23 protein-coding genes are annotated in these 24,204 nt (G+C 69.6%); 15 read left to right on the top strand and 8 right to left on the bottom strand.

Features of this window, described 5'->3' with window-relative positions; all coding sequences use genetic code 11:
* The first annotated feature begins 2 nt into the window (after positions 1 to 2).
* Together NFU04_RS05695 and NFU04_RS05690 are read left to right on the top strand one after the other, a co-directional pair.
* Positions 3 to 818, top strand: coding sequence for a M90 family metallopeptidase (locus tag NFU04_RS05695; protein WP_251308536.1), 816 nt, complete (start codon positions 3 to 5; stop codon positions 816 to 818).
* Positions 815 to 1,489, top strand: a complete 675-nt coding sequence (locus tag NFU04_RS05690) for a TVP38/TMEM64 family protein (RefSeq protein WP_251308535.1) — start codon at positions 815 to 817, stop codon at positions 1,487 to 1,489. The genes NFU04_RS05695 and NFU04_RS05690 overlap by 4 nt, the downstream gene beginning before the upstream one ends.
* A gap of 83 nt (positions 1,490 to 1,572) precedes the next feature.
* Here the strand turns inward: NFU04_RS05690 and NFU04_RS05685 are convergent, their stop codons facing one another.
* A complete protein-coding gene (locus NFU04_RS05685) occupies positions 1,573 to 2,889 on the bottom strand; it encodes a glycosyltransferase (protein WP_251308578.1) in 1,317 nt (438 codons plus the stop codon).
* Between the two features lie 229 nt (positions 2,890 to 3,118).
* Between NFU04_RS05685 and NFU04_RS05680 the strand changes: the two genes are divergently transcribed.
* The 6 genes from NFU04_RS05680 (at position 3,119) to NFU04_RS05655 (ending at position 8,746) form a co-directional block, all read left to right on the top strand.
* Positions 3,119 to 4,186, top strand: coding sequence for a tartrate dehydrogenase (locus tag NFU04_RS05680; protein ID WP_251308534.1), 1,068 nt, complete (start codon positions 3,119 to 3,121; stop codon positions 4,184 to 4,186).
* A gap of 230 nt (positions 4,187 to 4,416) precedes the next feature.
* Positions 4,417 to 5,409: a succinylglutamate desuccinylase gene (locus NFU04_RS05675; RefSeq protein WP_251308533.1), complete on the top strand. Its 993-nt coding sequence runs from the start codon at positions 4,417 to 4,419 to the stop codon at positions 5,407 to 5,409.
* 222 nt (positions 5,410 to 5,631) lie between these two features.
* Positions 5,632 to 6,402 (top strand): ABC transporter ATP-binding protein, encoded by a 771-nt coding sequence (locus NFU04_RS05670; protein WP_251308532.1) that lies wholly within the window; start codon positions 5,632 to 5,634, stop codon positions 6,400 to 6,402.
* 13 nt (positions 6,403 to 6,415) lie between these two features.
* Entirely contained in the window at positions 6,416 to 7,117 is a 702-nt protein-coding gene (locus NFU04_RS05665) for an ABC transporter permease (protein ID WP_146800616.1), read from the top strand.
* A 2-nt stretch (positions 7,118 to 7,119) separates the two neighbouring features.
* Complete coding sequence (locus NFU04_RS05660; RefSeq protein WP_251308531.1) at positions 7,120 to 7,842, top strand: ABC transporter permease; 723 nt, start codon at positions 7,120 to 7,122, stop codon at positions 7,840 to 7,842.
* Between the two features lie 136 nt (positions 7,843 to 7,978).
* Positions 7,979 to 8,746 (top strand): transporter substrate-binding domain-containing protein, encoded by a 768-nt coding sequence (locus NFU04_RS05655; protein ID WP_251308530.1) that lies wholly within the window; start codon positions 7,979 to 7,981, stop codon positions 8,744 to 8,746.
* Positions 8,747 to 8,803: 57 nt separating this feature from the next.
* On the opposite strand, the gene cadR is transcribed toward NFU04_RS05655, so the two are convergent.
* Positions 8,804 to 9,256 carry a Cd(II)/Pb(II)-responsive transcriptional regulator gene (cadR, locus tag NFU04_RS05650; protein WP_251308529.1) on the bottom strand — a complete coding sequence of 151 codons (453 nt, stop codon included), beginning with the start codon at positions 9,254 to 9,256 and terminating at the stop codon, positions 8,804 to 8,806.
* A gap of 110 nt (positions 9,257 to 9,366) precedes the next feature.
* Here cadR and NFU04_RS05645 point away from each other — a divergent pair, with 110 nt between their 5' ends.
* The 3 genes from NFU04_RS05645 to NFU04_RS05635 all read left to right on the top strand — a co-directional run bounded on the left by NFU04_RS05645 (position 9,367) and on the right by NFU04_RS05635 (position 14,431).
* Positions 9,367 to 11,553 carry a heavy metal translocating P-type ATPase gene (locus NFU04_RS05645; RefSeq protein WP_251308528.1) on the top strand — a complete coding sequence of 729 codons (2,187 nt, stop codon included), beginning with the start codon at positions 9,367 to 9,369 and terminating at the stop codon, positions 11,551 to 11,553.
* Positions 11,554 to 11,603: 50 nt separating this feature from the next.
* Positions 11,604 to 12,341: a TraX family protein gene (locus NFU04_RS05640; RefSeq protein ID WP_251308527.1), complete on the top strand. Its 738-nt coding sequence runs from the start codon at positions 11,604 to 11,606 to the stop codon at positions 12,339 to 12,341.
* A gap of 74 nt (positions 12,342 to 12,415) precedes the next feature.
* Positions 12,416 to 14,431: a PhoX family protein gene (locus tag NFU04_RS05635; protein WP_251308526.1), complete on the top strand. Its 2,016-nt coding sequence runs from the start codon at positions 12,416 to 12,418 to the stop codon at positions 14,429 to 14,431.
* Between the two features lie 3 nt (positions 14,432 to 14,434).
* Here the strand turns inward: NFU04_RS05635 and NFU04_RS05630 are convergent, their stop codons facing one another.
* Positions 14,435 to 15,355 (bottom strand): LysR family transcriptional regulator, encoded by a 921-nt coding sequence (locus tag NFU04_RS05630; protein ID WP_251308525.1) that lies wholly within the window; start codon positions 15,353 to 15,355, stop codon positions 14,435 to 14,437.
* 98 nt (positions 15,356 to 15,453) lie between these two features.
* Between NFU04_RS05630 and NFU04_RS05625 the strand changes: the two genes are divergently transcribed.
* On the top strand, positions 15,454 to 16,440 hold the full coding sequence (locus NFU04_RS05625; protein WP_251308524.1) for a YeiH family protein: 987 nt from the start codon (positions 15,454 to 15,456) through the stop codon (positions 16,438 to 16,440).
* A 185-nt stretch (positions 16,441 to 16,625) separates the two neighbouring features.
* On the top strand, positions 16,626 to 17,570 hold the full coding sequence (locus tag NFU04_RS05620) for a LysR substrate-binding domain-containing protein (protein ID WP_251308523.1): 945 nt from the start codon (positions 16,626 to 16,628) through the stop codon (positions 17,568 to 17,570).
* Between the two features lie 51 nt (positions 17,571 to 17,621).
* On the opposite strand, the gene NFU04_RS05615 is transcribed toward NFU04_RS05620, so the two are convergent.
* Both NFU04_RS05615 and purE read right to left on the bottom strand, forming a co-directional pair.
* Positions 17,622 to 18,737, bottom strand: coding sequence for a 5-(carboxyamino)imidazole ribonucleotide synthase (locus tag NFU04_RS05615; RefSeq protein ID WP_251308521.1), 1,116 nt, complete (start codon positions 18,735 to 18,737; stop codon positions 17,622 to 17,624).
* A 27-nt stretch (positions 18,738 to 18,764) separates the two neighbouring features.
* The gene (gene purE, locus NFU04_RS05610; RefSeq protein ID WP_251308520.1) at positions 18,765 to 19,301 is read right to left on the bottom strand and encodes a 5-(carboxyamino)imidazole ribonucleotide mutase; all 537 of its coding nucleotides are present in this window, start codon (positions 19,299 to 19,301) and stop codon (positions 18,765 to 18,767) included.
* 218 nt (positions 19,302 to 19,519) lie between these two features.
* On the opposite strand from purE, the gene NFU04_RS05605 reads away from it, so the two are divergent.
* Positions 19,520 to 20,185, top strand: a complete 666-nt coding sequence (locus NFU04_RS05605) for a YbaY family lipoprotein (protein WP_251308519.1) — start codon at positions 19,520 to 19,522, stop codon at positions 20,183 to 20,185.
* 23 nt (positions 20,186 to 20,208) lie between these two features.
* Here NFU04_RS05605 and NFU04_RS05600 read toward each other — a convergent pair whose 3' ends face one another.
* From NFU04_RS05600 to NFU04_RS05590, 3 genes are read right to left on the bottom strand one after another with little or no spacing between them, the layout of a single operon-like run.
* Positions 20,209 to 22,218, bottom strand: a complete 2,010-nt coding sequence (locus NFU04_RS05600) for a TRAP transporter permease (RefSeq protein ID WP_251308518.1) — start codon at positions 22,216 to 22,218, stop codon at positions 20,209 to 20,211.
* Positions 22,205 to 22,669, bottom strand: coding sequence for a DUF1850 domain-containing protein (locus NFU04_RS05595; RefSeq protein WP_251308517.1), 465 nt, complete (start codon positions 22,667 to 22,669; stop codon positions 22,205 to 22,207). Before NFU04_RS05595 ends, NFU04_RS05600 begins: the two co-directional genes overlap by 14 nt.
* Before the next feature lie 51 nt (positions 22,670 to 22,720).
* The gene (locus NFU04_RS05590; protein WP_251308516.1) at positions 22,721 to 23,680 is read right to left on the bottom strand and encodes a TAXI family TRAP transporter solute-binding subunit; all 960 of its coding nucleotides are present in this window, start codon (positions 23,678 to 23,680) and stop codon (positions 22,721 to 22,723) included.
* A gap of 195 nt (positions 23,681 to 23,875) precedes the next feature.
* On the opposite strand from NFU04_RS05590, the gene NFU04_RS16485 reads away from it, so the two are divergent.
* On the top strand, positions 23,876 to 24,145 hold the full coding sequence (locus tag NFU04_RS16485; protein WP_459382069.1) for a helix-turn-helix domain-containing protein: 270 nt from the start codon (positions 23,876 to 23,878) through the stop codon (positions 24,143 to 24,145).
* Positions 24,146 to 24,204 lie beyond the last annotated feature (59 nt).

Raw genomic sequence — 24,204 nt, 5'->3', positions numbered from 1 at the left:
CCATGCTCGGGCGGCTGCGCCAGTGGCGGGAGCGACGCTTCGCGACCCGCCACCCCTTCCCCGACGCCGCCTGGGCGGAGGCCCGGGCGCGGCTGCCGCTGCTCGCCGCCTTGAGTGAGTCCGAGGCCGAGCGGCTGGGGCGGCGCGCCTGGCACTTCGCCCACCACAAGCGCTTGAGCCTGCACCCGGAACTCGCCGCGACGACGCCCTTCGACCTCCCCGCCCGACTGGCCCTGGCCGCCCAGGCCTGCCTGCTGACCCTGGGCTGGTCGCAGGCCGAGCACCAGGAGGCCTTCGCCAATGTCCACGAGATCCTGGTCCTCCCCGAGGCCTTCCAGCGCCGGGTCGAGGAGATGGACGAGGCCGGGGTGATGCACGAGTACGACGACGAGCGGGCCGGCGAGACCTCCTACCAGGGCCCGGTGGTGGTGGCCTACCCGGACCTGATGGCCAGCGGCGACTTCGCGGGCTTCAATGTGCTGATCCACGAGCTGGCCCATAAGCTCGACCTGGGCAACTCCCAGGACGTGGATGGCTTCCCGCCGCTGCCCCGCGATATCGACCCGAAAGCCTGGCACCGCGAATTCACCGCCGTCTGGGACGACCTCCAGGCGCGCCTGGCACGCGGCGATGCCACGCCCATCGACGACTACGCCGGAAGCCACCCCGGGGAGTGCTTCGCGGTCTGCTGCGAGTATTTCTTCACCGCCCCGGACACCCTGAGCCGGGCCTATCCCGGCCTCTATAGCCTGCTGCGCGACTACTTCCGTCAGGACCCCTTGGCCCGGCTGCCCCGGAGCGAGGCGCCGAGCCCATGAGCCGCCGGCTGGTGCTGCCCCTGCTGCTGGTGGCGCTGGTCGCCCTGGGGCTCGCCTGGCAGTGGCTGGCCCATAGCGGCCTGCTCGAGGCGGCGCGCCTGGAGGCCCTGGCCCGGGGCGGCCTGGCCTGGCGCCACAGCCCCTGGGCGCTGCCCACGCTGATGGCGATCTACGCCGGCGCCAGCCTGGTGATGTTTCCGCTGAGCCTGCTGGTGGCGGTCACCGGCCTGCTGTTCGGCCCCTGGTGGGGCTTCGCCTATGCCCTGGCCGGCACCCTGGCGGCCTCGGCGCTGACCTGGTGGGTGGGCCGCCGCCTGGGCCGCGAGGCGCTGCTGCGCCACGGCGGGTCGCGCCTGCGCGGCCTCTCCCGCTACCTGTCGCGGCGCGGCATCCGCACCATGACGCTGATCAACCTGCTGCCCCTGGCCCCCTTCACCCTGACCAATATGCTGGCGGGGGCCTTCCGGCTGCGCTTTCGCGACTACCTGATCGGCTCCACCCTCGGCATCGTCCCGGGACTCGCCGGGGTCACCCTGCTGGGCAGCCAACTGGGGAAACTGCTTACCGCCGAGAGCCGTCAGGAGCTGCTCTGGGGCGGCCTCGGCCTGCTCGCCGGCATCCTCCTGCTGGCGGGACTGAAGCGCTGGGCGGAGCATCGCCGGCGGCGCTAAGGCCCCTACTGCGGCGCGACCTTGTCCTCCTCTTCGCCGGGCCAGCCACCGGGAGCCGCGCGGAGCCCGGCCAGGTCGAGCCCCTACTTCGGCTCCACCTTGTCCTCGTCCTCCTCTTCGCCGGGCCACCAGGCGGGGCGTTCCCGGTCCCACTCCGTCTGCACCAGCTGCCCCAGTACCCGTCCCCGATGGCGCAGCATCCGCCACTCGGCCTCCAGGCGGTGGCGCATCCATTGCCAGCCGTTCTCGTCGGCGCGGGTGAAGGGGCCGCCCCGGGCGATGGCGCGCCGGTAGACCGCCAGGCAACGCTCGGCGCAGCGGGCCTCGTCGTAGGCCGCCGCCGTGGTCAGGGCGCCCTCCCGCAGCGGGCCCCGCGCCGATGCCTCGCTCAGCGCCAGCAGCGCCGTCGCCATGGCCTCGACATCGTCCTCGGCCAGCAACCGGCCGTTGTGCCCCGAGACCACCACCTCCCGCACCCCGGGGGCATCCACGGCCACCACCGGCAGGCCGGCGGCCATGGCCTCCACCAGCACCATGCCCTGGGTCTCGCTATGGGAGGCGAAGGCGAAGAGATCCATGGCGTGGTAGGCATCGATCAGCGCCTGGCCCTGCAGGCCCCCGGTGAAGTGCAGCCGCCCCGCCACGCCCCGGCGCCCGGCGCTCGCTACCAGGCCGTGCCGCGCCTCCCCCTCGCCCACCACCAGGGCATGCAGCCGAGGCTCCCGCACCAGGGCCAGGGCCAGGGCCTCGCCGAGGAAGTCGAGGTTCTTCTCCCGGGCCAGGCGCCCCAGGTGGCCGACCACCGGGGCGGCGGCGGGAATCCCCAGGCGTCGCCGCCAGCCCTCGCCCCGGCCCCGGGCGAAGCGCGCCGTATCGACGCCACTGGGTACCACGCTGAGGTGGGGATTGGCGCCGCGCTCCAGCAGCAGGTCGCGAATGCTCTCGCTGGGGGCGATCACCTCGTCGCAGAGGCGGGTGTATTGCGTCGCCAGGGCGATGGCGAAGCGCCGCATGCGCGGCGAGTCCCCGGGCACATAGTGGGTGTAGTGCTCGTAGAGGGTGTGATGGGTAAAGACCAGCGGCAGGCCATAGGTCTCGGCGGCCCGGGCCGCGGTATCGCCCAGCAGGAAGGGGTGATGGGAATGCAGGATATCCGGCGCGAAGGCCTCGATCGCCTCGTGGAGCCGGCCGGGAATCGGCACCGGCAGGGAGAAATCGCTGCCGTTGAAGTGCTGCACGGCGGCCACCCGCACCACGTCCGGCTCCGCCTCGGGCTGCCCCGCCAGGCGTGGCGCCACCACCCGCACCCGGTGACCCTGGGCCTGCAGGCGACGGGTCAGACGCAGCACCGACTCGCTGACGCCCCCCACGATGGGCTGGTAGGTATTGGTGAACATCATCACCTTCACGGGCACTCTCCCTGGGACGCAACGACGAGGGTCGGCCGCGGCAACACGCGCCGGGGGGCCCTGCCGTTCAAGATAGTCGAGGCGGGCCCCCGACCGGACGGCGGCCGGAGGCGACACGCCTCTGATCAATAATAATGGCCTAATGTTCAACGCGGGGGGCGTCCTCCCGGACCGGACGGGCTGCTAGACTGGCGGAATTTCCCACACAGAGGAGGTCGGCATGGCACAACGTATCGCGGTAATTCCCGGCGACGGTATCGGCAAGGAGGTGATGCCCGAGGGGGTAGGCGTCCTCGAGGCGGCGGCGCGGCGCTTCGGCCTCGACCTGGAACTCGAGGCCTTCGACTTCGCCAGCTGCGACTACTACGCCACGCATGGCCAGATGCTGCCCGACGACTGGTTCGAGACCCTCCAGGGCTTCGATGCCATCTATTACGGCGCCGTGGGCTGGCCCGAGACGGTGCCGGATCACGTCTCCCTGTGGGGCTCGCTGCTGCAGTTCCGGCGCCGCTTCGACCAGTACATCAACCTGCGCCCCTGCCGTTTGCTGCCCGGCATCCAGAGCCCATTGGCGGGCCGCGAGCCCGGCGATATCGACTTCTATGTGGTGCGCGAGAACACCGAGGGGGAGTACTCCAGCGTCGGCGGCAAGATGTTCGAGGGCACCGAGCGGGAAATCGTCATCCAGGAAACGGTGATGACCCGCCACGGCACCGACCGGGTGCTGAAGTTCGCCTATGAGCTGGCCCGCTCACGCCCCAGGAAGAAGCTGACGTCGGCCACCAAGTCCAACGGCATCGGCATCACCATGCCCTGGTGGGATGAACGGGTCGCCGCCATGGGCGAGCGTTACCCGGAGGTGGCGGTGGACCAGTTCCATATCGATATCCTCACCGCCAACTTCGTGATGCACCCGGACTGGTTCGACGTGGTGGTGGCCAGCAACCTCTTCGGCGATATCCTCTCCGACCTGGGCCCGGCCTGCACCGGCACCATCGGCGTGGCCCCCTCGGCCAATATCAACCCCGAGGGGACCTTCCCCAGCCTCTTCGAGCCGGTACACGGCAGCGCCCCGGATATCGCCGGCCAAGGCATCGCCAACCCCATCGGCCAGATCTGGTCCGGCGCCATGCTGCTCGAGCACCTGGGGCACCGGGAGGCCGCTGACGCCATCGTCGGCGCCTTCGAGGCGGTGCTCGCCGAGGGCGACAAGCGCATTCTGACACCGGATGTGGGAGGCACCGGCACCACCCAGGCGCTGGGACGGGCCATCGCCAGCCGGCTCTAGGCTCACACCACTCGCCATGCTCCCGGCGGCCAGGGCGGCGGGGCCTTCCGGCACGCCTTTCCGCCTGGGCGCCCTCGATTGTCGACGGGCCCCGCCGCGCCCCCTTCCGCCGAGGGGCCGGGAGTTACAGGATGGCACCGGCTTTTTCATCGTCTCGACCCCGACGCTTGTCGTCGCCAGCAAAGCTGGAGATGGTGCCGACACGGAACGGCAAGCACAGAAGGCGCCCTATGCTCAGTCAATGGATCGATCTCACCCTCGCCGAACGGGTCCCCGACACCGAAGGGCGGCTGCCCTTCGGCCACTATCGGCAGTGGGCACCCGGCATCCTCGAGCTGCTGCCCAGCCAGCCCCAGTCCCAGGCCCGGGCCTGCGTGATCTCGGTGGGCGTGCACGGCAACGAGACCGCCCCCATCGAGTTGCTGGATGAGCTGCTGTCGCGCCTGGAAGCCGGCCAGCTGCGCCTCGGCGCGCCGGTCCTGCTGATCCTCGGCAACCTGCCGGCCATTCGCGCCGGCGAGCGCTTTATCGACACCAACCTCAACCGCCTCTTCCAGCGCGGCCAGGATCGCCAGGGCGACGAGCCCGACCGGGCCCGCGCCCTGATGGCGGCGGTGGACGCCTTCTACGCCCGCCATGCCGGTGCCCCGCGCCTGCACTATGACCTGCATACCGCCATCCGCGACAGCCGCTTCCCGCGCTTCGCGGTGGAGCCCCATGCCGAGGCCCGCACCGCTGCCGAGCAGTGGCGCTGGCTGGCCGCCGCCGGCCTCCAGGCGGTACTCCACCAGCACCAGCACAGCTGGACCTTCTCCCACTACTCCAAGCACTACCACGGCGCCCAGGCCTTCACCCTGGAGCTGGGCAAGGTGGCGCCCTTCGGCGACAACGACCTGGTGGCCCTGCGCCCCATGCGTGGCCTGCTGGAGGCCCTGGTCGAGGGCCGCGAGCCCCCGGGGCAAGATCCCGCCACCCTGGCCTTCTTCCGGGTCGAGCACGAACTGATGCGCCGCTCCCAGGACTTTCGCCTGCACTTCGCCGACGAGACCGCGAACTTCACCGAGTTCGCCCCGGGCAGCCTGCTGGCCAGCGATGCCGAGGCCGGCGACTTCCGGGTCGGCGACACGCCCCTGGCGGTGGTCTTCCCCAATGCCAGGGTGGAGATCGGCGCCCGGGCCGCCCTGCTGGTGAGGCCCGGCCCGGTACCGGAGGGCAGCGATTAACGCTAGACAAACGCAAGAACTTGGGAAATTAATTATATTTACAACAACAAGTTAGAGGAAAAGCATCCATGACCCCCACCCCACCCCTAGACGAAAGTCGTATAGCGCCGACTCGACCGCACTCTGTCAGGGGATGCCCGGGCTGGTAGAATCGCCAGCCTTTCGCATCCGCCATGCTGAAATCGCCATCCCCGGATGGCCATCCCGACCTGGAGCCGAGTTATGGCCGCAACGCCGTTACCGCTGGAAGTTCGTAATATCAAGAAACGCTTCGGCGACACCGAGGTCCTCAAGGGCCTCTCCCTGCAAGCCAAGCAGGGCGACGTCATCACCCTGATCGGGGCCTCCGGCTCCGGCAAGAGTACCTTCCTGCGCTGCATGAACCTGCTGGAGCAGCCCGACGAGGGCGACCTGATCGTGCATGGCGAGGAGATCCGCTTCAAGCAGACCAAGCATGGTCGCGAGCCCGCCGACTGGAAGCAGGTGGTACGCATGCGCGCCAAGCTCTCCATGGTCTTCCAGGGCTTCAACCTCTGGTCGCACATGACCCTGCTGGAGAACATCATCGAGGCCCCGGTGAATGTGCTCGGCAAGCCCAAGAAGGAGGCCATCGACCAGGCCCACGCCCTGCTCGAGCGGGTCGGCCTCTCCCATCGCGCCAACGCCTACCCGGCGCAGATGTCCGGTGGCCAGCAGCAGCGCGGCGCCATCGCCCGGGCCCTGGCCATGGACCCGGAAGTGATGCTCTTCGACGAGCCCACCTCGGCGCTGGACCCGGAGCTGGTGGGGGACGTGCTCAAGGTGATGCGCGACCTGGCCGAAGAGGGCCGCACCATGGTGGTGGTGACCCACGAGATGAGCTTCGCCCGGGACGTCTCCAGCCAGGTGATCTACCTCCACGAGGGCCTGGTGGAAGAGGCCGGCGCGCCTCACGACGTGCTCAACAACCCGCAATCGCCGCGCCTGAAGCAGTTCCTGGCGCCCAAGTACTGAGCGGGAGACGATCATGCTAGACCTGCACGGCTATGGCCCACGGCTGCTGGAAGGCGCCGGGGTGACCCTTCAGCTGGCGCTGTTGTCGCTGCTGCTGGCCCTGGTGCTGGGGCTGCTGGCGGCCAGCGCCAAGATGTCCCGCAGCTGGCTGCTGCACAAGACCGCCACCCTCTATACCACCGTGATTCGCGGGGTGCCGGACCTGGTGCTGATGCTGCTGCTGTTCTTCGGCGGCCAGATGGGCCTCAACCTGCTCACCGACCTGCTCTACGACCGCACCGGCATCGACCTGTTTATCAACCTCAATGCCTTCGCCGCCGGGGTACTGACCATCGGCTTCATCTTCGGCGCCTATATGTGCGAGACCTTCCGCGGCGCCTTCCTGGCCGTGGAGCATGGCCAGATCGAGGCAGGCAAGGCCTACGGCATGAGCAACTGGCTGGTGTTTCGGCGCATCCGCTTCCCGCAGATGATGCGCCACGCCCTGCCGGGACTCTCCAACAACTGGATGGTGCTGCTCAAGACCACCGCCCTGGTCTCGGTGATCGGGCTCTCGGACATGGTGCGGGTCGCCGCCGAGGCCTCCCGGGCCACCCATGAGCCCTTCACCTTCCTGATCCCGGTCGCCGTCATCTACCTCATGATCGCCAGCGTCTCCGAGTGGGCCTTCGCCCGCCTGCAGAAACGCTACAACGTCGGCTTCGGGGAGCACTGAACATGGAACTCACGACCTGGCTCAACGAGCTGCTATCCGACAACCTGATCTTCACCCCCCAGACCCTCGGCTACTACTGGGAAGGCCTGGTGACCACCACCCAACTGGTCTTCCTGTCGCTGCTGGCCGGCCTAGTGCTGGCGGTCCCCCTGGCCATCGGGCGCAGCTCCGGGCGACGCTGGATCAGCCTGCCGATCTACGCCTACACCTATGTGTTCCGCGGCACGCCACTGCTGATCCAGCTCTACCTGATCTACTACGGGGTGGTGTTCTTCGACGGCATCCAGGAGACCTTCCTGTGGCCGATGCTGCGCGAGGCCTTCTACCCGGCGCTGATCGCCTTCACCCTCAACACCGCGGCCTACACCACCGAGATCTTCCGCGGCGCCATCAAGGCGACCCCCAGGGGCGAGATCGAGGCGGCCCGGGCCTATGGCATGTCCCAGGCGCTGATGATGCGGCGTATCATCCTGCCCAGCGCCTTCCGCCGCGCCCTGCCGGCCTACGGCAACGAGGTGATCTTCATGCTCCACGCCAGCGCCATCGCCAGCGTGGTGACCCTGATGGACCTCACCGGGGCGGCCCGCTTCGTCTATGCGCGCTACTACGCGCCCTTCGAGGCCTTCCTCTTCGTGGCGGCGATCTATCTCTGCCTGACCTTCGCCATCCTCTACTTCTTCCGCTTCCTGGAGAAACGCCTGCTGGCTCACCTCAGGCCGGCCTGAACTCGCCGGCCTCGGCCGGCGTCAAACAAACGTTGGGAAATTGGCCTTGGCCCCCTTCCGGGAGTCATCAAGCTGCGCTACCTTGGCCTTGATCGCCATACTGGTTCAATCCTCTAGAACAACAGGGAAACGCATCATGAAAAAACTGCTGACTGTCTCCATCCTCGGCGCCGCCCTGGTCGCCGGCAGCGCCCAGGCCCGGGACTACGACCACGTGCGCTTCGGCGTCGACGTGCCCTACGAGCCCATGGAGTATCGTCTGCCCAGCGGCGAGCTGACCGGCTTCGATATCGACCTGGGCAATGCCCTCTGCGAGGAGATGGGTATCACCTGCGAATGGATCGTCCAGGAGTGGGACGGCATCATCCCCGGCCTGATGTCGCGCAACTACGACGCCATCATGTCGTCCATGACCATCAACGACGAGCGGCGCCAGACGGTGCTCTTCTCCGACCCCTACTTCACCCCGCCCAGCGCCTGGTTCGCCCCCGCGGAGAGCGGCGTCGAGGCGGCCAATGCCGAGACCCTGGAAGGCATGGCCATCGGCGTGCAGCGCGGCACCCTGCAGGACAACTATGTCACCGACCTGTTCGGCGACGTGGCCAGCGTCAGCCGCTACTCCACCGCCGACGACATGGTGCTGGACATGGAAGCCGAGCGCCTGGACATCGTCTTCCTCGATTACCCGGTGGGCAAGTCCACCCTGCTGGATAGCGAAGAGCGCGACTACGTCGTGGTGGGCGAGAAGATCACCGAGCCCAAGGAGTACTTCGGCGACGGTTTCGGCATCGCCTTCCGCCAGCGCGATGAGGCACTGGCCGAGCGCTTCAACGAGGCCCTGGCCACCCTGCGCGATAACGGCACCTACGACGAGATCTACCAGCGCTACTTCGGCGAAGAGTAAAGGCGCTACCGCTCCACGCCCCCGGCCATGGCCGGGGGCTTTTTTTTGTCCGCTCGCTTATCCATGGGCGCCGGGCAGGTGGGCGCCCTCCCCCGGGGCGGGTAGCTCGTCCTCGCCCAGGGGCCGCGAGAGCTCCTGAAGAATCCCGCAGGCCTCGGCCTCGGCCACGCCGTTGCAGCGTGCCCGCAGCGTCACCAGGGCCGTCTCCAGGGCCTGGAGCTGGCGAATCCGCGCCGCCACATGGGCCAGGTGGGCATCGATCAGGCCATTGACCTCGTGGCAGGGTCGCTCGGGATGGTCGTGATAGGCCAGCAGGGTGCGGATCTCCTCCAGGGTCATGTCCAGGGCCCGGCAGTGGCGAATAAAGGCCAGCCGCTCGACGTGGCGCTCGCCGTACTGGCGGTAGTTGGCGGCGCTGCGGGCGGGCGCCGGCAGGAGCCCCTCCCGCTCGTAGTAGCGGATGGTCTCCACCCCGCAACCGCTCTGGCGGGCCAGCTCTCCGATACGCATCCTTATCCTCCTCGATTTATCCCCTGGGCTTCCTTCCCCCCCCTTGACCCTGTAGTGGCTACAGGGTGTGTACTTCGAGCCTACCCCAAGCTCACCAGGGAGTCACACGGATGACCACCTCCTGCTGCGGCGGCCAGCCGCGCACCGACGCCACCGAGACGCCGCTACCCGACGATGCCCGGACCCTGCGCCTGCATATCGCCGCCATGGACTGTCCCACCGAGGAGGCGCTGCTGCGCCGCGCCCTGGCCGATGAACCGGGCATCCTGGCGCTGCGCTTCGACCTGATCCGCCGGGTGTTGACCGTCGCCCACGACGGCGCCGATGAAGCGGCGATCCAGGCGCGGATCGCCACCACCGGCATGAACGCCGAACCGCTGGACGATGCGACCGCCGAGGCGCCGCCCTCGCCGCCCGCCGAGGGCTGGGGCCGGCTGAGCCTGGCCGCCGCCCTGGCGCTGGCCGCGGAGCTGCTGCACTGGTTCGTCCCGACGCTTGGCTGGGCCCCGCCCCTGCTGGCCCTGGCCGCCATCGGCCTGGCCGGGCTCGCCACCTGGAAGAAGGGCTGGATCGCCCTGCGCCATCGCAGCCTGAATATCCACGCGCTGATGAGCGTGGCGGTGACCGGGGCCCTGCTGATCGGCCAATGGGCGGAGGCGGCCATGGTGCTGGTGCTCTTCACCCTGGCCGAGCGCATCGAGGCGCGCTCCCTGGGTCGCGCCCGGGACGCCATCCGCGGCCTGCTCGACCTGGCCCCGGCCACGGCCCGGGTGCGCCAGGACGACGGCGACTGGCGGGAGGTGGCTGCCGAGGCGGTGCTCCTCGGCAGCCGGGTACGGGTGCGCCCCGGGGAGCGGGTGCCCCTGGACGGCGAGATCCTCGGCGGCCGCAGCGCCCTGGACGAGTCGCCCATCACCGGCGAGGGCTTGCCCAGGGACAAGGGCCCGGGGGATATCGTCTTCGCCGGCACCATCAACCAGCAGGGCGAGTTCGACTACCGCACCACCCGGCGGGCCGATGACACCACCCTGGCGCGGATCATCCACGCGGTGGAGGAGGCCCAGGCCAGCCGCGCGCCCACCCAACGGCTGGTGGACCGCTTCGCCGCCGTCTATACGCCCCTGGTGTTCGCCCTGGCCATCGCCACCGCCCTGGCCTGGCCGCTGTTCGGCGGCGCCTGGCTGGAAGGCATCTACCGGGCCCTGGTGCTGCTGGTGATCGCCTGCCCCTGCGCCCTGGTGATCTCCACCCCGGTGACCATCGTCAGCGGCCTGGCCGCGGCGGCCCGCTCCGGCATCCTGATCAAGGGCGGCCACTTCCTGGAGCAGGGCCATCGCCTGACCTGGCTGGCCTTCGACAAGACCGGCACCCTCACCGAGGGCAAGCCTCGCCTGCACCACTGGCAGGCCTGGGGCACCGGCGACACCGACGAGTCGCCGGCGGGGCTGGCATGGGCCCTGGCCGGGCGTTCCAATCACCCGGTCTCCCGGGCCCTGGCGGCGGCGCTATCCGAGGAGCCATCCGCCGCGCGTTCCGACGGCCTGGCCGAGGCCCTGGACGCCGTCGTCGAGCGCCCCGGCCTGGGCGTGGAGGCGAGCCTCGGCGAGCGCCGGCTGTGGCTGGGCAATCGCCGCCTGGCGGTAGCGCATGGCGTGGCGGCGGACCGCCTGAAACCCCGCCTGGCGCCCCTGGAGGCCCAGGGGCAGAGCCCGCTGATCCTCGGCGAGGGCGACCGCCCCCTGGCGCTGTTCGCGGTCAGCGACCCCCTCAAGGCCGGCAGCCACGAGGCGATCGCCGAGCTGCACCGCCTGGGCATCCAGACCCTGATGCTCTCCGGCGACAACCGCCATAGCGTGGCCGCCATCGCCGCCGAGGCCGGCATCGACGAGGCCCGGGGGGAGCTGCTTCCGGAGGACAAGCTGCGCCTGATCGAGGCGAAGGCGAGCCAGGCCAGCATCGGCATGGTCGGCGACGGCATCAACGACGCCCCGGCCCTGGCCCGGGCCGATATCGGCTTCGCCATGGGCGGCGCCGGCAGCGACGCCGCCATCGAGACCGCCGACGTGGCGCTGATGGACGACGACCCGCGCAAGCTGCCGCGCTTCGTCGCCCTGTCCCGGGCCACCCGGCGGGTGCTGATCCAGAACATCGCCTTCGCCATCGCCATCAAGGTGCTCTTCCTGGGGCTCGCCTTCAGCGGCCACGCCACCCTGTGGATGGCGGTCTTCGCCGATATGGGCGCCAGCCTGCTGGTGGTGGCCAACGGCCTCAGGCTGTTGCGACGCGCCCGCCGATGACAAGGGCACCGGCCGGCGCTATGGTCGGGGCCCTGAACTCGGGAGCCCCCATGACCAACGTCGATTCCCGCTGGATCGCCTGGGCCCAGTGGCTGGCCCTGCTAACCATGAGCCTCGATCATCTGGCGCGCCACCTGTTCGGCCCCGGGAGCGCCCTGGCCTGGTGGCCGGAGAGCCTGGGACGCCTGGCCTTTCCGCTGTTCGCCGCCATGGTGGCCTGGCACGGCACCTTCACCAGCCGGGACCCGCTGCGCTATGCCCGGCGCATCCTGCTGATCGGCCTCCTGGCCCAGTGGCCCTATGCGCTGATGCCGCGTCCCGAGGCCCCCTACCTGCTCAATGTCTGCGTTACCCTGGCGGCGAGCCTGGCCTGGGCCCACTGGGCCAGGGGCGCTTTGACCGAGCGGGAGACGCCGCCCTGGGCCCACGGGGCATCCCCCCGGATGGGGCTGGCACTCTCCCTGGTCCTCTGGTGGGCACTGGGCTTCTGGGTGGAGTTCGGCCATGCCGGCCTGGCGCTGGTGCCGGCGCTGATGCTGGCGCTGTCCTATCAAGCGGCCGCTCCGGCACGGCGGTGGATGGCACGCCTGCCGGCACTGGCGGTGGCCGTCCTGCTCAACCCGGGACTCCAGGCCAGCGCCTTCGCCCTGGCCGGCGTAGCGCTGACCCTGGGGGTGGCCGGGGCCGGCCTGCCCCGCCTGGCCTGGCCCCCGCCCCGCTGGCTATGGCGGACCTGGTACCCCGGTCACTTCGCCCTGCTGGCGCTGCTGCTGTGGTGGGGAGGCTAGGTCCTTTCATCGGATTGCAACGGGGGATGGCGAGGATACGGGACTGCCCAGTCGTTATTCACAAGGAACCGACCATGACTCCGCAGCTTCCTGGCACCACGGACCCGGTACTGGCCGCCGGCGACGAGCCCCAGAGCAATGCCTCCGGCAACGCCTACTTCGGCGATATCCTCGAGACCCGGCTGAGCCGGCGCAGCCTGCTGCGCGGCAGCCTGGCCGCCGCCGTGGCCGGCGCCATGGCCACCAGCCTGCCCTTCGGCGGCGCCTTCGCCGGCCAGGGTGGCCGCGGCCCGAGCCTGGGCTTCGCCGCCATCCCCACCGGCCGCGCCGATGCGGTGGTGGTGCCCGAGGGGTATCGGGTCCAGACGATGATCCCCTGGGGCACCTCCCTGGCCGAGGGGACGCCCGACTTCGCCCCCGACAACGGCGCCGACGACCAGGCCCAGCAGGTGGGCAGCCACCACGACGGCATGCACTTCTTCCCCCTCGATGGCCGCTCCGACGAGGGCCTGCTGGTACTCAACCACGAATATATCGAGCCGCGTTTCATGCACGCCGCCGCCGCGGGACTGGCGCTGGACTCCGGCGGCTTCCCTGAGCACCCCGACGGGAGCCGCGACGCCGACCAGGTGCGCCGGGAGATCCATGCCCACGGCGTCTCCATCGTGCACCTGCGGCGCGGCGACGATGGCCAGTGGCACCTGATCAAGGACGCTCACAACCGCCGCGTCACCGGCCTGACGCCGATGCGCCTGGCCGGACCGGTGGCGGGCAGCGAGCATGTCATCACCCGATACAGCCCGGACGGCCGCATGACCCGCGGCACCCTCAATAACTGCGCCAACGGAGTCACCCCCTGGGGCACCTACATGGCCTCGGAGGAGAACTGGGCCGGCTACTTCGCCAATCGCGCCGAGACCATCGACCGCCGCCAGGCCCGTTACGGCATCACCCGCCGCGACACCAGCCGCTACCAGTGGCACAAGGCCGCCGGCGGCGCCGACGAATTCCTGCGCTTCGATGCCACCCCGCGGGGTGCCTCCGCCGCCGAGGATTACCGCAACGAGCCACATGCCTTCGGCTATATGGTGGAGATCGACCCCTTCGATGCCGAGGCCGCGCCCATCAAGCGCACCCACCTGGGGCGCTTCGCCCACGAGGGGGTGGTCTTCGCCCCGGCGGTGGAGGGCGAGCCGGTGGTCTGCTACTCCGGCGACGACGCCCGCTTCGAGTACATCTACAAGTTCGTCTCGGCGCGCCCCTATCACGCCGCCACCGCGGATGGCTCGCTGCTAGACGAGGGCACCCTCTATGCGGCGAAATTCCACGCCGACGGCAGCGGCGAGTGGCTGGCCCTGGCCCCCGGCGAGAACGGCCTGACTCCGGAGAACGGCTTCGCGGATCTCGCCGATATCCTGGTCAATGCCCGCTCCGCCGCCGACACCGCCGGCGCCACCAGGATGGATCGTCCCGAATGGGGCGCCGTGGACCCGGCCAGCGGCCAGGTCTACTTCACCCTGACCAACAACACCCGCCGGGAGCCGGGCCAGGAGGACGCCGCCAACCCGCGGGCCAACAACACCTTCGGTCATATCATCCGCTGGCGGGAAGCGGGCGGGCAGGACGCCACCCGCTTCCAGTGGGATATCTTCCTGCTGGCCGGCGACCGGGACAGCGGTCGCGATGCGAACGGCGCGCCCCTCGGCGACGACGCCATCCTCGCCTCCCCGGATGGCCTGTGGATGGACGCCGAGCGCCGCCTGTGGATCCAGACCGATATCAGCGAGTCGGTGATGAACGATGGCATCTACGAGGTCTTCGGCAATAATCAGATGCTGGTGGCCAACCCCGAGAGCGGCGAGCTCAAGCGCTTCCTGACCGGCCCCATCGGCCAGGAGATCACCGGGGTGACCATGACCCCGGACCGGCGCACCCTCTTCGTCAATGTCCAGCACCCCGGCGCCACCACCGAGGCCTCCGCCTTCGCCGCCGGCGACTACGCCAGCCACTGGCCGGACGGCGGCGACGCCATCCCGCGCTCCGCCACCCTGGCGATCAGCCGTGAAGACGGCGGTATCGTCGGCGCCTGAGGCTCAGGCCCCGCCGGGAGCCGCCAGGCTCCCGGCACCATGGTCCCGCAGGGCCACCTTGAAGGCCTGCCATAGCGGACTGCGGTAGCGCCGCGGATGCCAGATCAGGGAGAAGCGGCGTCGCAGGCCGAGGTCGCTGGAGAGGGCCACCAGCTCGCCCCGGGCCAGCTCCCCGGCCACGCAGAATTCCGACAGGCAGCCCAGCCCCAGGCCGGCACGCACCGCCTGCTTGATCGCCTCGTGCTGGCCCAGCTCCATGGCGACCCGCGGCGTCAACGCGCGCCCGCGCATCGCCGCCTCGAAGACCGCCCGGGTTCCCGAGCCCGGCTCCCGCAGGATCCACGGGCCCCGCGCAAGGGCGGCATCGTCCAGGTGCTCCATCGCGGCCAGGGCGTGCCGGGGGGAGGCCACGATCACCAGGCGATCCTCGCACCAGGGCTCGCTGATCAGGCTGGGCTCCCGACACTCCCCCTCGATCAGGCCGAGATCCGCCTCCAGGCGCAGCACCTCATCGATCACCTCCCGGGAGTTGCGTAGCCGCAGGCGCAGCTCCGCTCCCGGATGGGCCTCGTTGAAGCGCCCCGCCAGGCCGGGCAGCAGGTAGGTGCCCACGGTGGCGCTGGCGGACACGACCAGCCTGCCGCGCAGCTCCCCTTCCGGCTCCCGGGCCGTGGCCACGAACTCCTCGACGCCCTCCAGCAGCCGCTCGGCCCGTGGCAACAGCTCCTGGCCGAGGGCATTGAGGGTCAGGCGCCGCCCCGGCCGGTCGAAGAGGGCGACCCCCAGGCGGCGTTCCAGTTCGGCCAGGGCCTCGCTGGTGGCCGAGGGGGAGAGGCAGAGCTCACGGGCGGCGGCGCTCAGGGTACCGAGGCGTGCCACCGCGACGAAGACTCGGAGCTGGCGAAAGCTGACCGCGGGTCTCATATCGATTTTTCCGAAAAGACTTTTCGTTATTTACTGATAACCAAGAATACTATCAGTCCCTAAGATGCCCTCACCACCTAATCATGGATGAGGACATCATGCTTCCGGGACTCCTGATCAGCGGCCTGCTCGCCGCCGCCGGCCTCGCCCTGGCCGCCCTGCCGCCCCTGGCCGAGCGCGGCATCTCCCCGCTGGTTATCGCCCTGCTGCTGGGGATGGTGGCCGGCAACCTCGCCCTGGGCCGGCGCCTGGGCGATCCCGCCGCCGGCCTGACCTTCGCCAGTCGCCGCCTGCTGCGCGCCGGCATCGTGCTGTTCGGCCTGTCGCTGACCCTGCAGCAGCTCTTCGCCCTGGGGCCTGGGGTCGTGGTGCTGGACCTGCTGATCATGGTGACGGTGCTGACGCTGGGTTACCTACTGGGGACCCGGGGGCTGGGGCTGGATCGCGAGACGGCGCTGCTGACCAGTGCCGGCAGCGCCATCTGCGGCGCCGCCGCCATCCTGGCCACCGAGAGCACCATCCGCGCCCGGCCCGCCGCCACCGCCATGGCGGTGGCCACGGTGGTGCTCTTCGGTAGCCTGGCGATGCTGCTCTACCCGCTGCTCTATCCGTTCAGCGGCATGTCGGAGGGGCTCTTCGGCATCTATATCGGCGCGACCCTCCACGAGGTCGCTCAGGTGGTGGCCGCCGGCGAGGCGGTGGGCCCCGAGGCCCTGGCCAACGCCCTGGTGGTCAAGCTGCTGCGGGTGATGCTGCTGGTGCCCTTCCTGCTGCTCCTGGCACGCCACTGGCATCGGTCATCGGAGCACCCGGGCACGGCCTCGGCGGCGCCGGTGCCCTGGTTCGCCTTCGGCTTCGTCGCCATGGTCGGGGTCAACAGCCTGGTCAGCCTGCCACCTGCCTTGCATCACGGCCTGACGGAACTCGGCCGGATCGCCCTGACCCTGGCCATGGCGGCCCTGGGCTACGAGACTCGCCTGGACAGGTTACGCGCCCTGGGCCTGCGGCCCCTGCTCCTCGCCGCCATCCTGTTTCTGCTGTTGTTGAGTCTCGGCTGGCTGGCTAGCCTGCTATTGCTGGGCTAGGGGCGATTCCCTCGAGCGGGGCGCTTTGCGCCCCACGAAGGGGGAGATACGTCGCGCCCGATTGGATTGTCGCCTGCAATTGTCGTTATTATCTACGACACAGTGTATACATAATGGACGATCGGCCGGCCGCCGAGAGCGGCCCGCGCCACGCTACCAACAAGACGATGATCCGAGGGGCCCTGATGGCAAACCGAAACAAGGATCCACTGGACACCTACCTGCTGCGGGTACTCTGCCTGCTGCTGGACGAACGCAATGTGTCGCGCACCGCGATCCTGATGCACCAGTCGCAGCCGGCGATCAGCGCCGCCCTGAAGAAACTGCGCGAGATCTTCGACGATGCGCTGCTGGTCCGCGACAAGGGCGGTATGGTGCCCACCGAGCGCGCCCTGGAGCTGTTGCCCCATGCCCGCCGCGCCCTGGCCGAGATCGACCGCCTCACCGAGTCGCCGGCGGAGTTCGAGCCGGCCAGCAGCCGCCAGCAGTTCCGCATCGGCGCCCCGGACTACCTTGCACCGATCTTCATGCGCACGGCGGTGCGCATGCTGCGCGACGAGGCGCCCCAGGCGCGCCTCTCCGTCCATGCCCTGGGGCCCGACTACGACTTCGAGGCGGCCCTGGCCGAGGGCGAACTAGATATCGTCATCGGCAACTGGCCGGAGCCACCGGAGCGCATGCACCTGTCGATGCTGCTGGAAGACGAGATCGTCTGCCTGATGGCCGAGGATCACCCCCTGGCCGCCGAGCCGGCCCTGACCCAGGAGACCTACCTGGACGCGGAGCATGTGGTGCCCCTGCCCTACTCCCGCAGCCAGCGCGGGGTCATCGACCGCTACCTGACCGGCCTGCGCCTGGAGCGCCACGAGGTGGTCGAGGTGCAGTCCTTCGGCCTGGCCCCCTACCTGCTCCAGGAGAGCGACCTGATCTTCACCACCAGCCGCCACTTCGCGAGCTTCTTCGCCCGGCTGCTGCCGCTGACCATTCGCTCCTGCCCCATCGACTTCCCGCCGATGCGCTTCTATCAGCTGTGGCACGACCGCCAGCATCACGCCCCCGCGCACCGCTGGATCCGCACCCTGCTGACCCGCGCCGGCCGCGAGGTCCAGGCCCTCGGCCGGCAGAACTGACGACGCCGCCCGATGGGCGGCGTCGCGGTCGTCTCGGGGCCCTGACGAGCCTCAGGGCTCGAAGCTGAAGCGCGGTGCCGGGGCCTCCGGCAGCAGGGCCGCGCAGGCCCGCACCTTCTCCAGCAGCGCCTCATGGGTCGGCGCCACCAGGTTAACGTGGGCCAGCTTGCGCCCGGGACGCTCGGCCTTGTCGTAGCGGTGCAGGTGGGCGTCGTCCAGGGCCAGGAGCTCGGCGGCATCGCCCTCGCGGCCGATCACGTTGACCATGCAGGTGGGCTGACGCACCGCGGTGGCGCCCAGGGGCAGCCCCTGGATGGCACGCAGGTGGTTCTCGAACTGGCTGGTCACGGCGCCGTCCTGGGTCCAGTGCCCGGAATTGTGCACCCGGGGCGCCATCTCGTTGGCCAGCAGGCCGCCGTCGCGGGTCTGGAAGAGCTCCAGGGTCAACACCCCCACATAGTCCAGCTCGTCGAGCAGGGCGCGAATATAGCCATCAGCGGTCTGCTGCACGGCCGCGTCCAGGTCCGGCAGGGGCGCCACCGAGTAGCGCAGGATACCGTCCACGTGCTGGTTCTCGGCCATGGGGTAGAAGACCACCTCGCCGTCGCGACCACGCACGGCGATGATCGACACCTCGCGCACGAAGTCGACGAAGGCCTCGACGATCAGCCGCGGATGACCGATGGCACGCCAGGCCGCCTCGGCCTCGGAGGGATCGCGGAGCACCGCCTGACCCTTGCCGTCATAACCCTCGGTGACCGACTTGGCCACCACCGGGCAGCCCAGTTCCCGGGCCGCGGCCTCGAGCTCGTCGGCATGCTCCACGACGCGGTAGGCGGGGGTAGGAATGCCCAGGCGGTCGAACAGCGCCTTCTCCTCGACGCGATTCTGGCAGACCCGGATCGCCTCGCTGGAGGGGTAGACCGGGGTCTGCTCCTCGATGGCCTGGACCAGGGCCACCGGCAGGTGCTCGAACTCATAGGTGACCAGGTCCACCTTGGCCAGGAAATCGGCCAGGTGCTTCTGGTCGGTATCGATCATCACCTCGCCGATACCGGCGCTGGGGTGGCCGGTGGTATCCAGGAAGGTGAAGCGATTGCCCAGGGGGTATCCCGCCAGGGCCAGCATACGGCCCAACTGGCCGGCTCCCAGAACGCCGATATTCATGGTTGACTCCTCGCTCGTCGCGCTGATTCAGGAATGGGGACGCGGGTCCGGGTTGTCGAGCACCGTCTGCGTCTGCTCGGCGCGGAAGGCTTCGACCGCCTCGCGGATGGTGGCGTCCTGCAGGCCGACGATCTGCGCCGCCATCAGGCCCGCGTTGGTGGCCCCGGCCTTGCCGATGGCCAGGGTGCCCACGGCGATACCACCGGGCATCTGCACGATGGAGAGCAGCGAATCGAGCCCCTTGAGGGCCTTGGACTCCACCGGCACCCCGAGCACCGGTAGGGCGGTCTGGGAGGCCACCATGCCCGGCAGGTGGGCGGCGCCGCCGGCCCCGGCGATGATCACCGAGAGGCCACGCTCGGCGGCGGACTTGGCATAGTCGAAGAGCAGGTCCGGGGTACGGTGGGCGGAGACCACCCGGGTCTCATAGGGCACGCCCAGGCGTTCCAGCATGGTCACCGCATGTTCCATCACCGGCCAGTCGGACTTGGACCCCATGATCACGCCTACGCGGGGAGAAGAAGAGGATGACGCGGTGGACGGCGCCTCGTGGGACGACTGCATGGCCTGCTCCTCGGCAAACGGGTGCCTGATATCGAGTATGGGTAAAAATCGAAGGGGCAGTATTCTACCCAGGCCATGCCCCGGCGTCATCTTGACCAGCTGGGCAGCGTCGCCCCCTGGCGACGCCGGCTTTCACCCTTGGTGCGCACTTGCCTGTTAGGGTGGCTCGTGTCGGCGGGATGCCGGCCATCGCAGCCGTTTCCACCAAGGAGCACCCCATGAAATATCCGCTGATGCTGATTACCGCCCTCGCCGCCAGCCTGAGCCTGGCCGCCTGCAGTCAATCCGAGGACACCGCCGCCAGCGCCGATAGTGATCAGGTCTCGTCGAGCGCCGGCGATACTGCCGACACGTCCAGTGCCGAGGCCACCGAAACGCCCACCGCCGAGGCCACCGAAACGCTCGCCGCCGAGGCCACCGAAACGCCCGCCGCCGAGGCCACCGAAACGCCCGCCGCCGAGGCCGCTGAAACGACCACCCTGAGCGGCCGCCTGAGCTACCGGGAGCGCATGGCCCTGCCCGCGGAGGGCGTGATCATCGTCCGCTTGCTCGACGTTTCCCGGGCCGATGCCCCGGCGGAGATCCTCGCCGAGAAGCACCTCTCCCCCGAGGGTCAGGTCCCCGTCGATTTCCGCCTCGCCTATGATCCCGCCGAGGTGCAAGCCAACCACCGCTACGCCCTGCGCGGCGAGATCCGTGACGCCCAGGGCGACCTGCTGTGGACCACCACCGAACATCACGGCGTGGACCTGAGCGAAGCCAGCCCCGAGGTGCCGGAGCTGGTCCTCACCCGGGTCGCCGAGCCGACGCCCCCGGCCACGGAGACAGTGGCCGACGAGGCCGACGTCGAGGCCCTGGAGGAGACCGGCGCCGAGGCCGGCTGACCCCTCCCGCGGCCTCTGCCCGCTCAGCCGACGGCGACCCGCCGTCGGCTGGCCAGCCAGTTGCCCCCCAGTACCAGCAGCATGACCGCCACCCCGGCGATCTCCACCCGCAGGTCGGGATAGAAGACCGCCACGATGCCCGGCACGATCGCCAGGCGTGGCAACCAGGACATGCGCGTGAACAGGTACCCCTCCAGGGCCGCGGCGAAGGCCCCCAGCGCCAGGATGGCGATGAAGCCGTTCCAGACCAGCACCGGCCAGGGACCACCCAGGATGATCTCCGGATTGAAGACCATGAACACCGGAATCAGGTAGAGCCCCTTGGCGAACTTCCACGCCTGCACCCCGGTGGCCATGGGCTTGCTGCCGGCGATGGCCGCCCCGGCGAAGCCGGCCAGGGCGATGGGCGGGGTGACGTTGGAGTCCTGGGAGTACCAGAACACCACCAGGTGGGCGATCAGCAGCGGGATACCGAACTCGGCGGTGAGCGCCGGGCCCACCAGCACGATCAGCACGATATAACTGGCGGTCACCGGCAGCCCCATGCCCAGCACCAGGCTGGCCAGCAGCACCATGATCAGCGCCAGCACGATATTGCCGCCGGAGAAGGCCATCATCATGGCCGAGAACTTCAGCCCCAGGCCGGTGAGCCCCACTACCCCGACGATGATGCCGGCCACGGCGCAGGCCATGGAGACCGCCACGGCGTTGCGGGCGCCCAGCTCCAGCCCCTCCAGCAGCTTGGCGAGCCCCGCCTTGAGCATCGCGCCGACACCGGCCGCGGTGACGGCCTGTCCCTGCCCCGGCGCCACGAAGCAATGCCAGACCGCGTAGCGCAGGGCCGCCACCGCCACCATGGTGATCACCGCGTAGTAGCCCACCCGCATCGGCGACATATGCATCGCCAGCAGCCACACCAGCACCCCCAGGGGCAGCAGGAAGTGCCAGCCGTCGCGCATCACCCGACGCATCTGCGGCAGCTCCGATCGGGCCATGCCCTGCATGCCCTGCTTGAGGGCGATGATATGCACGAAGAGGTAGACGGTGGCGAAGTAGAGGATCGCCGGCAGGATGCTGACCTTGACCACCTCCAGGTAGGGCACCCGGGTGTACTCGGCGATCAGGAAGGCCCCGGCGCCCATCAGCGGCGGCATGATCTGCCCGCCGGTGGAGGCCGCCGCCTCGATGCCGCCGGCCTGGTGCGGCTTGTAGCCCAGGCGTTTCATCAGCGGAATGGTGAAGGCGCCGGTGGTCACCACATTGGCGATGGCGCTGCCGGAGATCGAGCCCATGCCGGCGGAGGCCAGCACCGCCGCCTTGGCGGGGCCGCCGCGCTGGCGACCGGTGGCGGCATAGGCCATATCGATAAAGAACTTGCCGGCGCCGGTCACCTCGAGGAAGGCGCCGAACAGCACGAAGACGAAGATATAGGTGGCCGCCACCCCCAGCGGCAGGCCGAAGATGCCCTCCTGGCCCAGGTAAAGCTGGCCCACCAGCCGGTCGATATTGTAGCCGCGATGCTCGAGGATGCCGGGCAGGAACTGGCCCAGCCAGGGCAGCTCGCCCCGCGGCCCGGCGAAGGCATAGAGGATGCCCAGGGCGCCGATAATGGTCATGCCCAGCCCCACCGCCCGGCGACTCGCCTCGAGCACCGTGATCACGGCGATGCAGCCGACCAGGATATCGGTCTGGCTCCAGAAGCCGGCGCGCCCGATGATCTCGTCCAGGTAGAGCACCAGGTAGCCGCCGGTGAGCAGGGCCCCGGCCAGGAAGAGCGCATCCAGGGCCCAGCCCAGCAGGCCGCGCCGCCGCTGCGGGCCGAAGACCGGAAACATCAGGAAGGCCAGCAGCATGATCAGCATCAGGTGGATGCTGCGCTGATAGAAGAGCCCCAGGGGCTGGATGCCGGCGGAGTAGAGCTGGAACAGCGACAGCCCCACCGCCACCAGGCTGATCGTCCAGAGGATCGCTCGCCCCTGGGTGGGGCGCGCGCCGGAAGGCGCCGGGGAGGCGCCGGAATCACTGCGGGTCATCGTTTCGGGGTCCCGTTTCACAAGTCTGCAACTGGATCGTCACCGCCTGATTGGCGGCCCGCTCGCTCAGGCTGAGGCGCCGGCTGTCTACCACCAGGCGATGGTTCACCGCCATGGCGCCGACCCGCAGGCGATAGGCGTTGCCGGGCACCGGCTCGTCGATGGCCTCGATCCAGTAACCGCCCCGACCGTCGGAGACCTGGCGCCCGCGGCCGGGAATATGATCGAGGCCGGCGGCGAAGTCCGGCAGGTGGCTGCGCTCCAGCACCATGCGCCCGCCCCGATGGCGGTAGCAATCGAGGACCGCGAAGCCGGCCACCGAGTGGTTCCATTCCAGGCACCAGGTCGTCCCCTCGGGCCGGGGCCGGCTCAGCAGGGTGGCGCCGTCCTCGCCGATCACCGCCAGGCACGCCTCGGCGGCGTTCGCCGGCGACGCCAGCAAGCCCGACATAAGCGCCAGGGCGGGCCCCAGGGCCCACCCCGTCAAACGCCTCGACACGGCTCAGGGACGCTGATGCTCGGCCACCTCGGCGCCCACCTCCTCGTAGTAGCGCAGGGCCCCCGGATGGAAGGCGATGGGCGTGGAGTCGATGCTGAAGGGGACCGTGGTGTCGTTGGCCGCCGGATGGATGGCGATCAGCTCGTCGGTCTGCTCGAAGAGCACCTTGGTGATCTGGTAGGCCAGTTCCTCGCCCATCTCGCTGCTCACCGCCAGCACATTGGGGATGCTGATGGTCGGCACCGGCTCGTCCACGCCGTCGTAGATGCCCACCCGCAGGGTGTAGGGGGCGAATACCGGCTCCGCCTCCCGGGCGTTGGCGATCTCCTCCTCGGAGAGGCCGATCAGGCGCACCTCGCGGGTGGTGGCCAGGTTGAGGATGGAGCTGGTGGGCGGCCCCACGCTCCAGAAGCCGGCGTCGATATCGCCGTCGCGGATGGCATCGGCGGTCTCGTTGAAGTTGAGCCGCTGGGGGGTGAAGTCGTCGTAGTCGATGCCGTTGGCCTCCAGCAGGGCCCGGGCATTGAGCTCGGTACCGCTGCCCGGTGCCCCCACCGAGACCCGCTTGCCGCGCAGGTCCTCCAGCGAGTGGATATCGGAGTCGGCCAGGGCCACCAGTTGCACCGCATTGGGGTAGATGGAGGCCAGGGCGCGAATGTTCTCCAGCTGGCGTCCCTCGAAGTCGCCGGTGCCGCTATAGGCCTGATAGACGGTATCCGCCAGGGCCAGGGCCAGGTCGGAGTCACCGCGCCACACCAGGCCCATGTTCTCCACCGAGGCGCCGGTGACCTCGGCCACGGCGCTGGCGCCCTCGATATGGTTGTTGATCAGCTCGGCGAGGCCGCCGCCATAGGGGTAGTAGGTGCCGCCGGTACCGCCGGTGGCGATGGAGAGCTGCTGGCCGAAGGCGGCGGGGGCCAGGGCCAGCAGGGAGGCGGCCAGGGTAAGCTTGAATCGGGACATGGGTTCGCTCCAGGAAGTCATGGTTGTTGTTGGTCTGTCGTCGCCGTCAAAATTAGCAGGTTCTGGAATTCACTGCGCGACACGGGCCGCCGACTGCGACCAAGGAATAAGGTTAAATTCCTGCATTTTTCCCTGGCAAGCCACGGCAAAACCTTGCATGCTGAGGTCGTCGCTAGCCAAGGCCAACGGAGAACCATGAGCACGGCACGATTATCCAGCGGTTGGGATGCCCTAGACAGTGCAAACACGGCCCCCAACCTGGACGTCCGAGAGCTGGAGAAACGCTCTCGACTGATGCGCATCCTGACCCGCCGCATCGCCCTTTCCGACCTGCCCAATCGCGAGATCGCCCATCGCGTCGGCATGCCCCCCCAGCGCCTCAGCGACCTGCTGGCCGGCAAGGTGGAGCTGTTCGGCGTAGAGGAACTCGAGTCGCTACGCGACAGCCTCGACCCGGATCACTGAGCGCGCCCGCACCGCCCCCCGCGGTGCGGGCGCGTCCACCTGGTCGCCGAGTGGTCGGC

It is taken from the genome of Halomonas sp. NCCP-2165 (genome assembly GCF_023708045.1).
In the GTDB taxonomy this organism is placed as follows: Bacteria; Pseudomonadota; Gammaproteobacteria; order Pseudomonadales; family Halomonadaceae; genus Bisbaumannia; species Bisbaumannia pacifica.
Note: the sequence above shows the minus strand (reverse complement) of the source record. Positions and strands in the feature narration are given on the sequence as shown.

What these genes read in the sequence shown, in the direction of transcription:
- NFU04_RS16485 (WP_459382069.1), top strand. Translation starts at nt 23,876, where the DNA reads ATGAGCACGGCACGATTATCCAGCGGTTGGGATGCCCTAGACAGTGCA.
- NFU04_RS05595 (WP_251308517.1), bottom strand. Translation starts at nt 22,669, where the DNA reads ATGTCGGGCTTGCTGGCGTCGCCGGCGAACGCCGCCGAGGCGTGCCTG.
- NFU04_RS05600 (WP_251308518.1), bottom strand. Translation starts at nt 22,218, where the DNA reads ATGACCCGCAGTGATTCCGGCGCCTCCCCGGCGCCTTCCGGCGCGCGC.
- NFU04_RS05680 (WP_251308534.1), top strand. Translation starts at nt 3,119, where the DNA reads ATGGCACAACGTATCGCGGTAATTCCCGGCGACGGTATCGGCAAGGAG.
- NFU04_RS05665 (WP_146800616.1), top strand. Translation starts at nt 6,416, where the DNA reads ATGCTAGACCTGCACGGCTATGGCCCACGGCTGCTGGAAGGCGCCGGG.
- NFU04_RS05685 (WP_251308578.1), bottom strand. Translation starts at nt 2,889, where the DNA reads ATGATGTTCACCAATACCTACCAGCCCATCGTGGGGGGCGTCAGCGAG.
- NFU04_RS05625 (WP_251308524.1), top strand. Translation starts at nt 15,454, where the DNA reads ATGCTTCCGGGACTCCTGATCAGCGGCCTGCTCGCCGCCGCCGGCCTC.
- NFU04_RS05630 (WP_251308525.1), bottom strand. Translation starts at nt 15,355, where the DNA reads ATGAGACCCGCGGTCAGCTTTCGCCAGCTCCGAGTCTTCGTCGCGGTG.
- NFU04_RS05675 (WP_251308533.1), top strand. Translation starts at nt 4,417, where the DNA reads ATGCTCAGTCAATGGATCGATCTCACCCTCGCCGAACGGGTCCCCGAC.
- NFU04_RS05645 (WP_251308528.1), top strand. Translation starts at nt 9,367, where the DNA reads ATGACCACCTCCTGCTGCGGCGGCCAGCCGCGCACCGACGCCACCGAG.
- NFU04_RS05690 (WP_251308535.1), top strand. Translation starts at nt 815, where the DNA reads ATGAGCCGCCGGCTGGTGCTGCCCCTGCTGCTGGTGGCGCTGGTCGCC.
- NFU04_RS05695 (WP_251308536.1), top strand. Translation starts at nt 3, where the DNA reads ATGCTCGGGCGGCTGCGCCAGTGGCGGGAGCGACGCTTCGCGACCCGC.
- NFU04_RS05620 (WP_251308523.1), top strand. Translation starts at nt 16,626, where the DNA reads ATGGCAAACCGAAACAAGGATCCACTGGACACCTACCTGCTGCGGGTA.
- NFU04_RS05660 (WP_251308531.1), top strand. Translation starts at nt 7,120, where the DNA reads ATGGAACTCACGACCTGGCTCAACGAGCTGCTATCCGACAACCTGATC.
- NFU04_RS05655 (WP_251308530.1), top strand. Translation starts at nt 7,979, where the DNA reads ATGAAAAAACTGCTGACTGTCTCCATCCTCGGCGCCGCCCTGGTCGCC.
- NFU04_RS05670 (WP_251308532.1), top strand. Translation starts at nt 5,632, where the DNA reads ATGGCCGCAACGCCGTTACCGCTGGAAGTTCGTAATATCAAGAAACGC.
- NFU04_RS05635 (WP_251308526.1), top strand. Translation starts at nt 12,416, where the DNA reads ATGACTCCGCAGCTTCCTGGCACCACGGACCCGGTACTGGCCGCCGGC.
- purE (WP_251308520.1), bottom strand. Translation starts at nt 19,301, where the DNA reads ATGCAGTCGTCCCACGAGGCGCCGTCCACCGCGTCATCCTCTTCTTCT.
- cadR (WP_251308529.1), bottom strand. Translation starts at nt 9,256, where the DNA reads ATGCGTATCGGAGAGCTGGCCCGCCAGAGCGGTTGCGGGGTGGAGACC.
- NFU04_RS05605 (WP_251308519.1), top strand. Translation starts at nt 19,520, where the DNA reads ATGAAATATCCGCTGATGCTGATTACCGCCCTCGCCGCCAGCCTGAGC.
- NFU04_RS05640 (WP_251308527.1), top strand. Translation starts at nt 11,604, where the DNA reads ATGACCAACGTCGATTCCCGCTGGATCGCCTGGGCCCAGTGGCTGGCC.
- NFU04_RS05615 (WP_251308521.1), bottom strand. Translation starts at nt 18,737, where the DNA reads ATGAATATCGGCGTTCTGGGAGCCGGCCAGTTGGGCCGTATGCTGGCC.
- NFU04_RS05590 (WP_251308516.1), bottom strand. Translation starts at nt 23,680, where the DNA reads ATGTCCCGATTCAAGCTTACCCTGGCCGCCTCCCTGCTGGCCCTGGCC.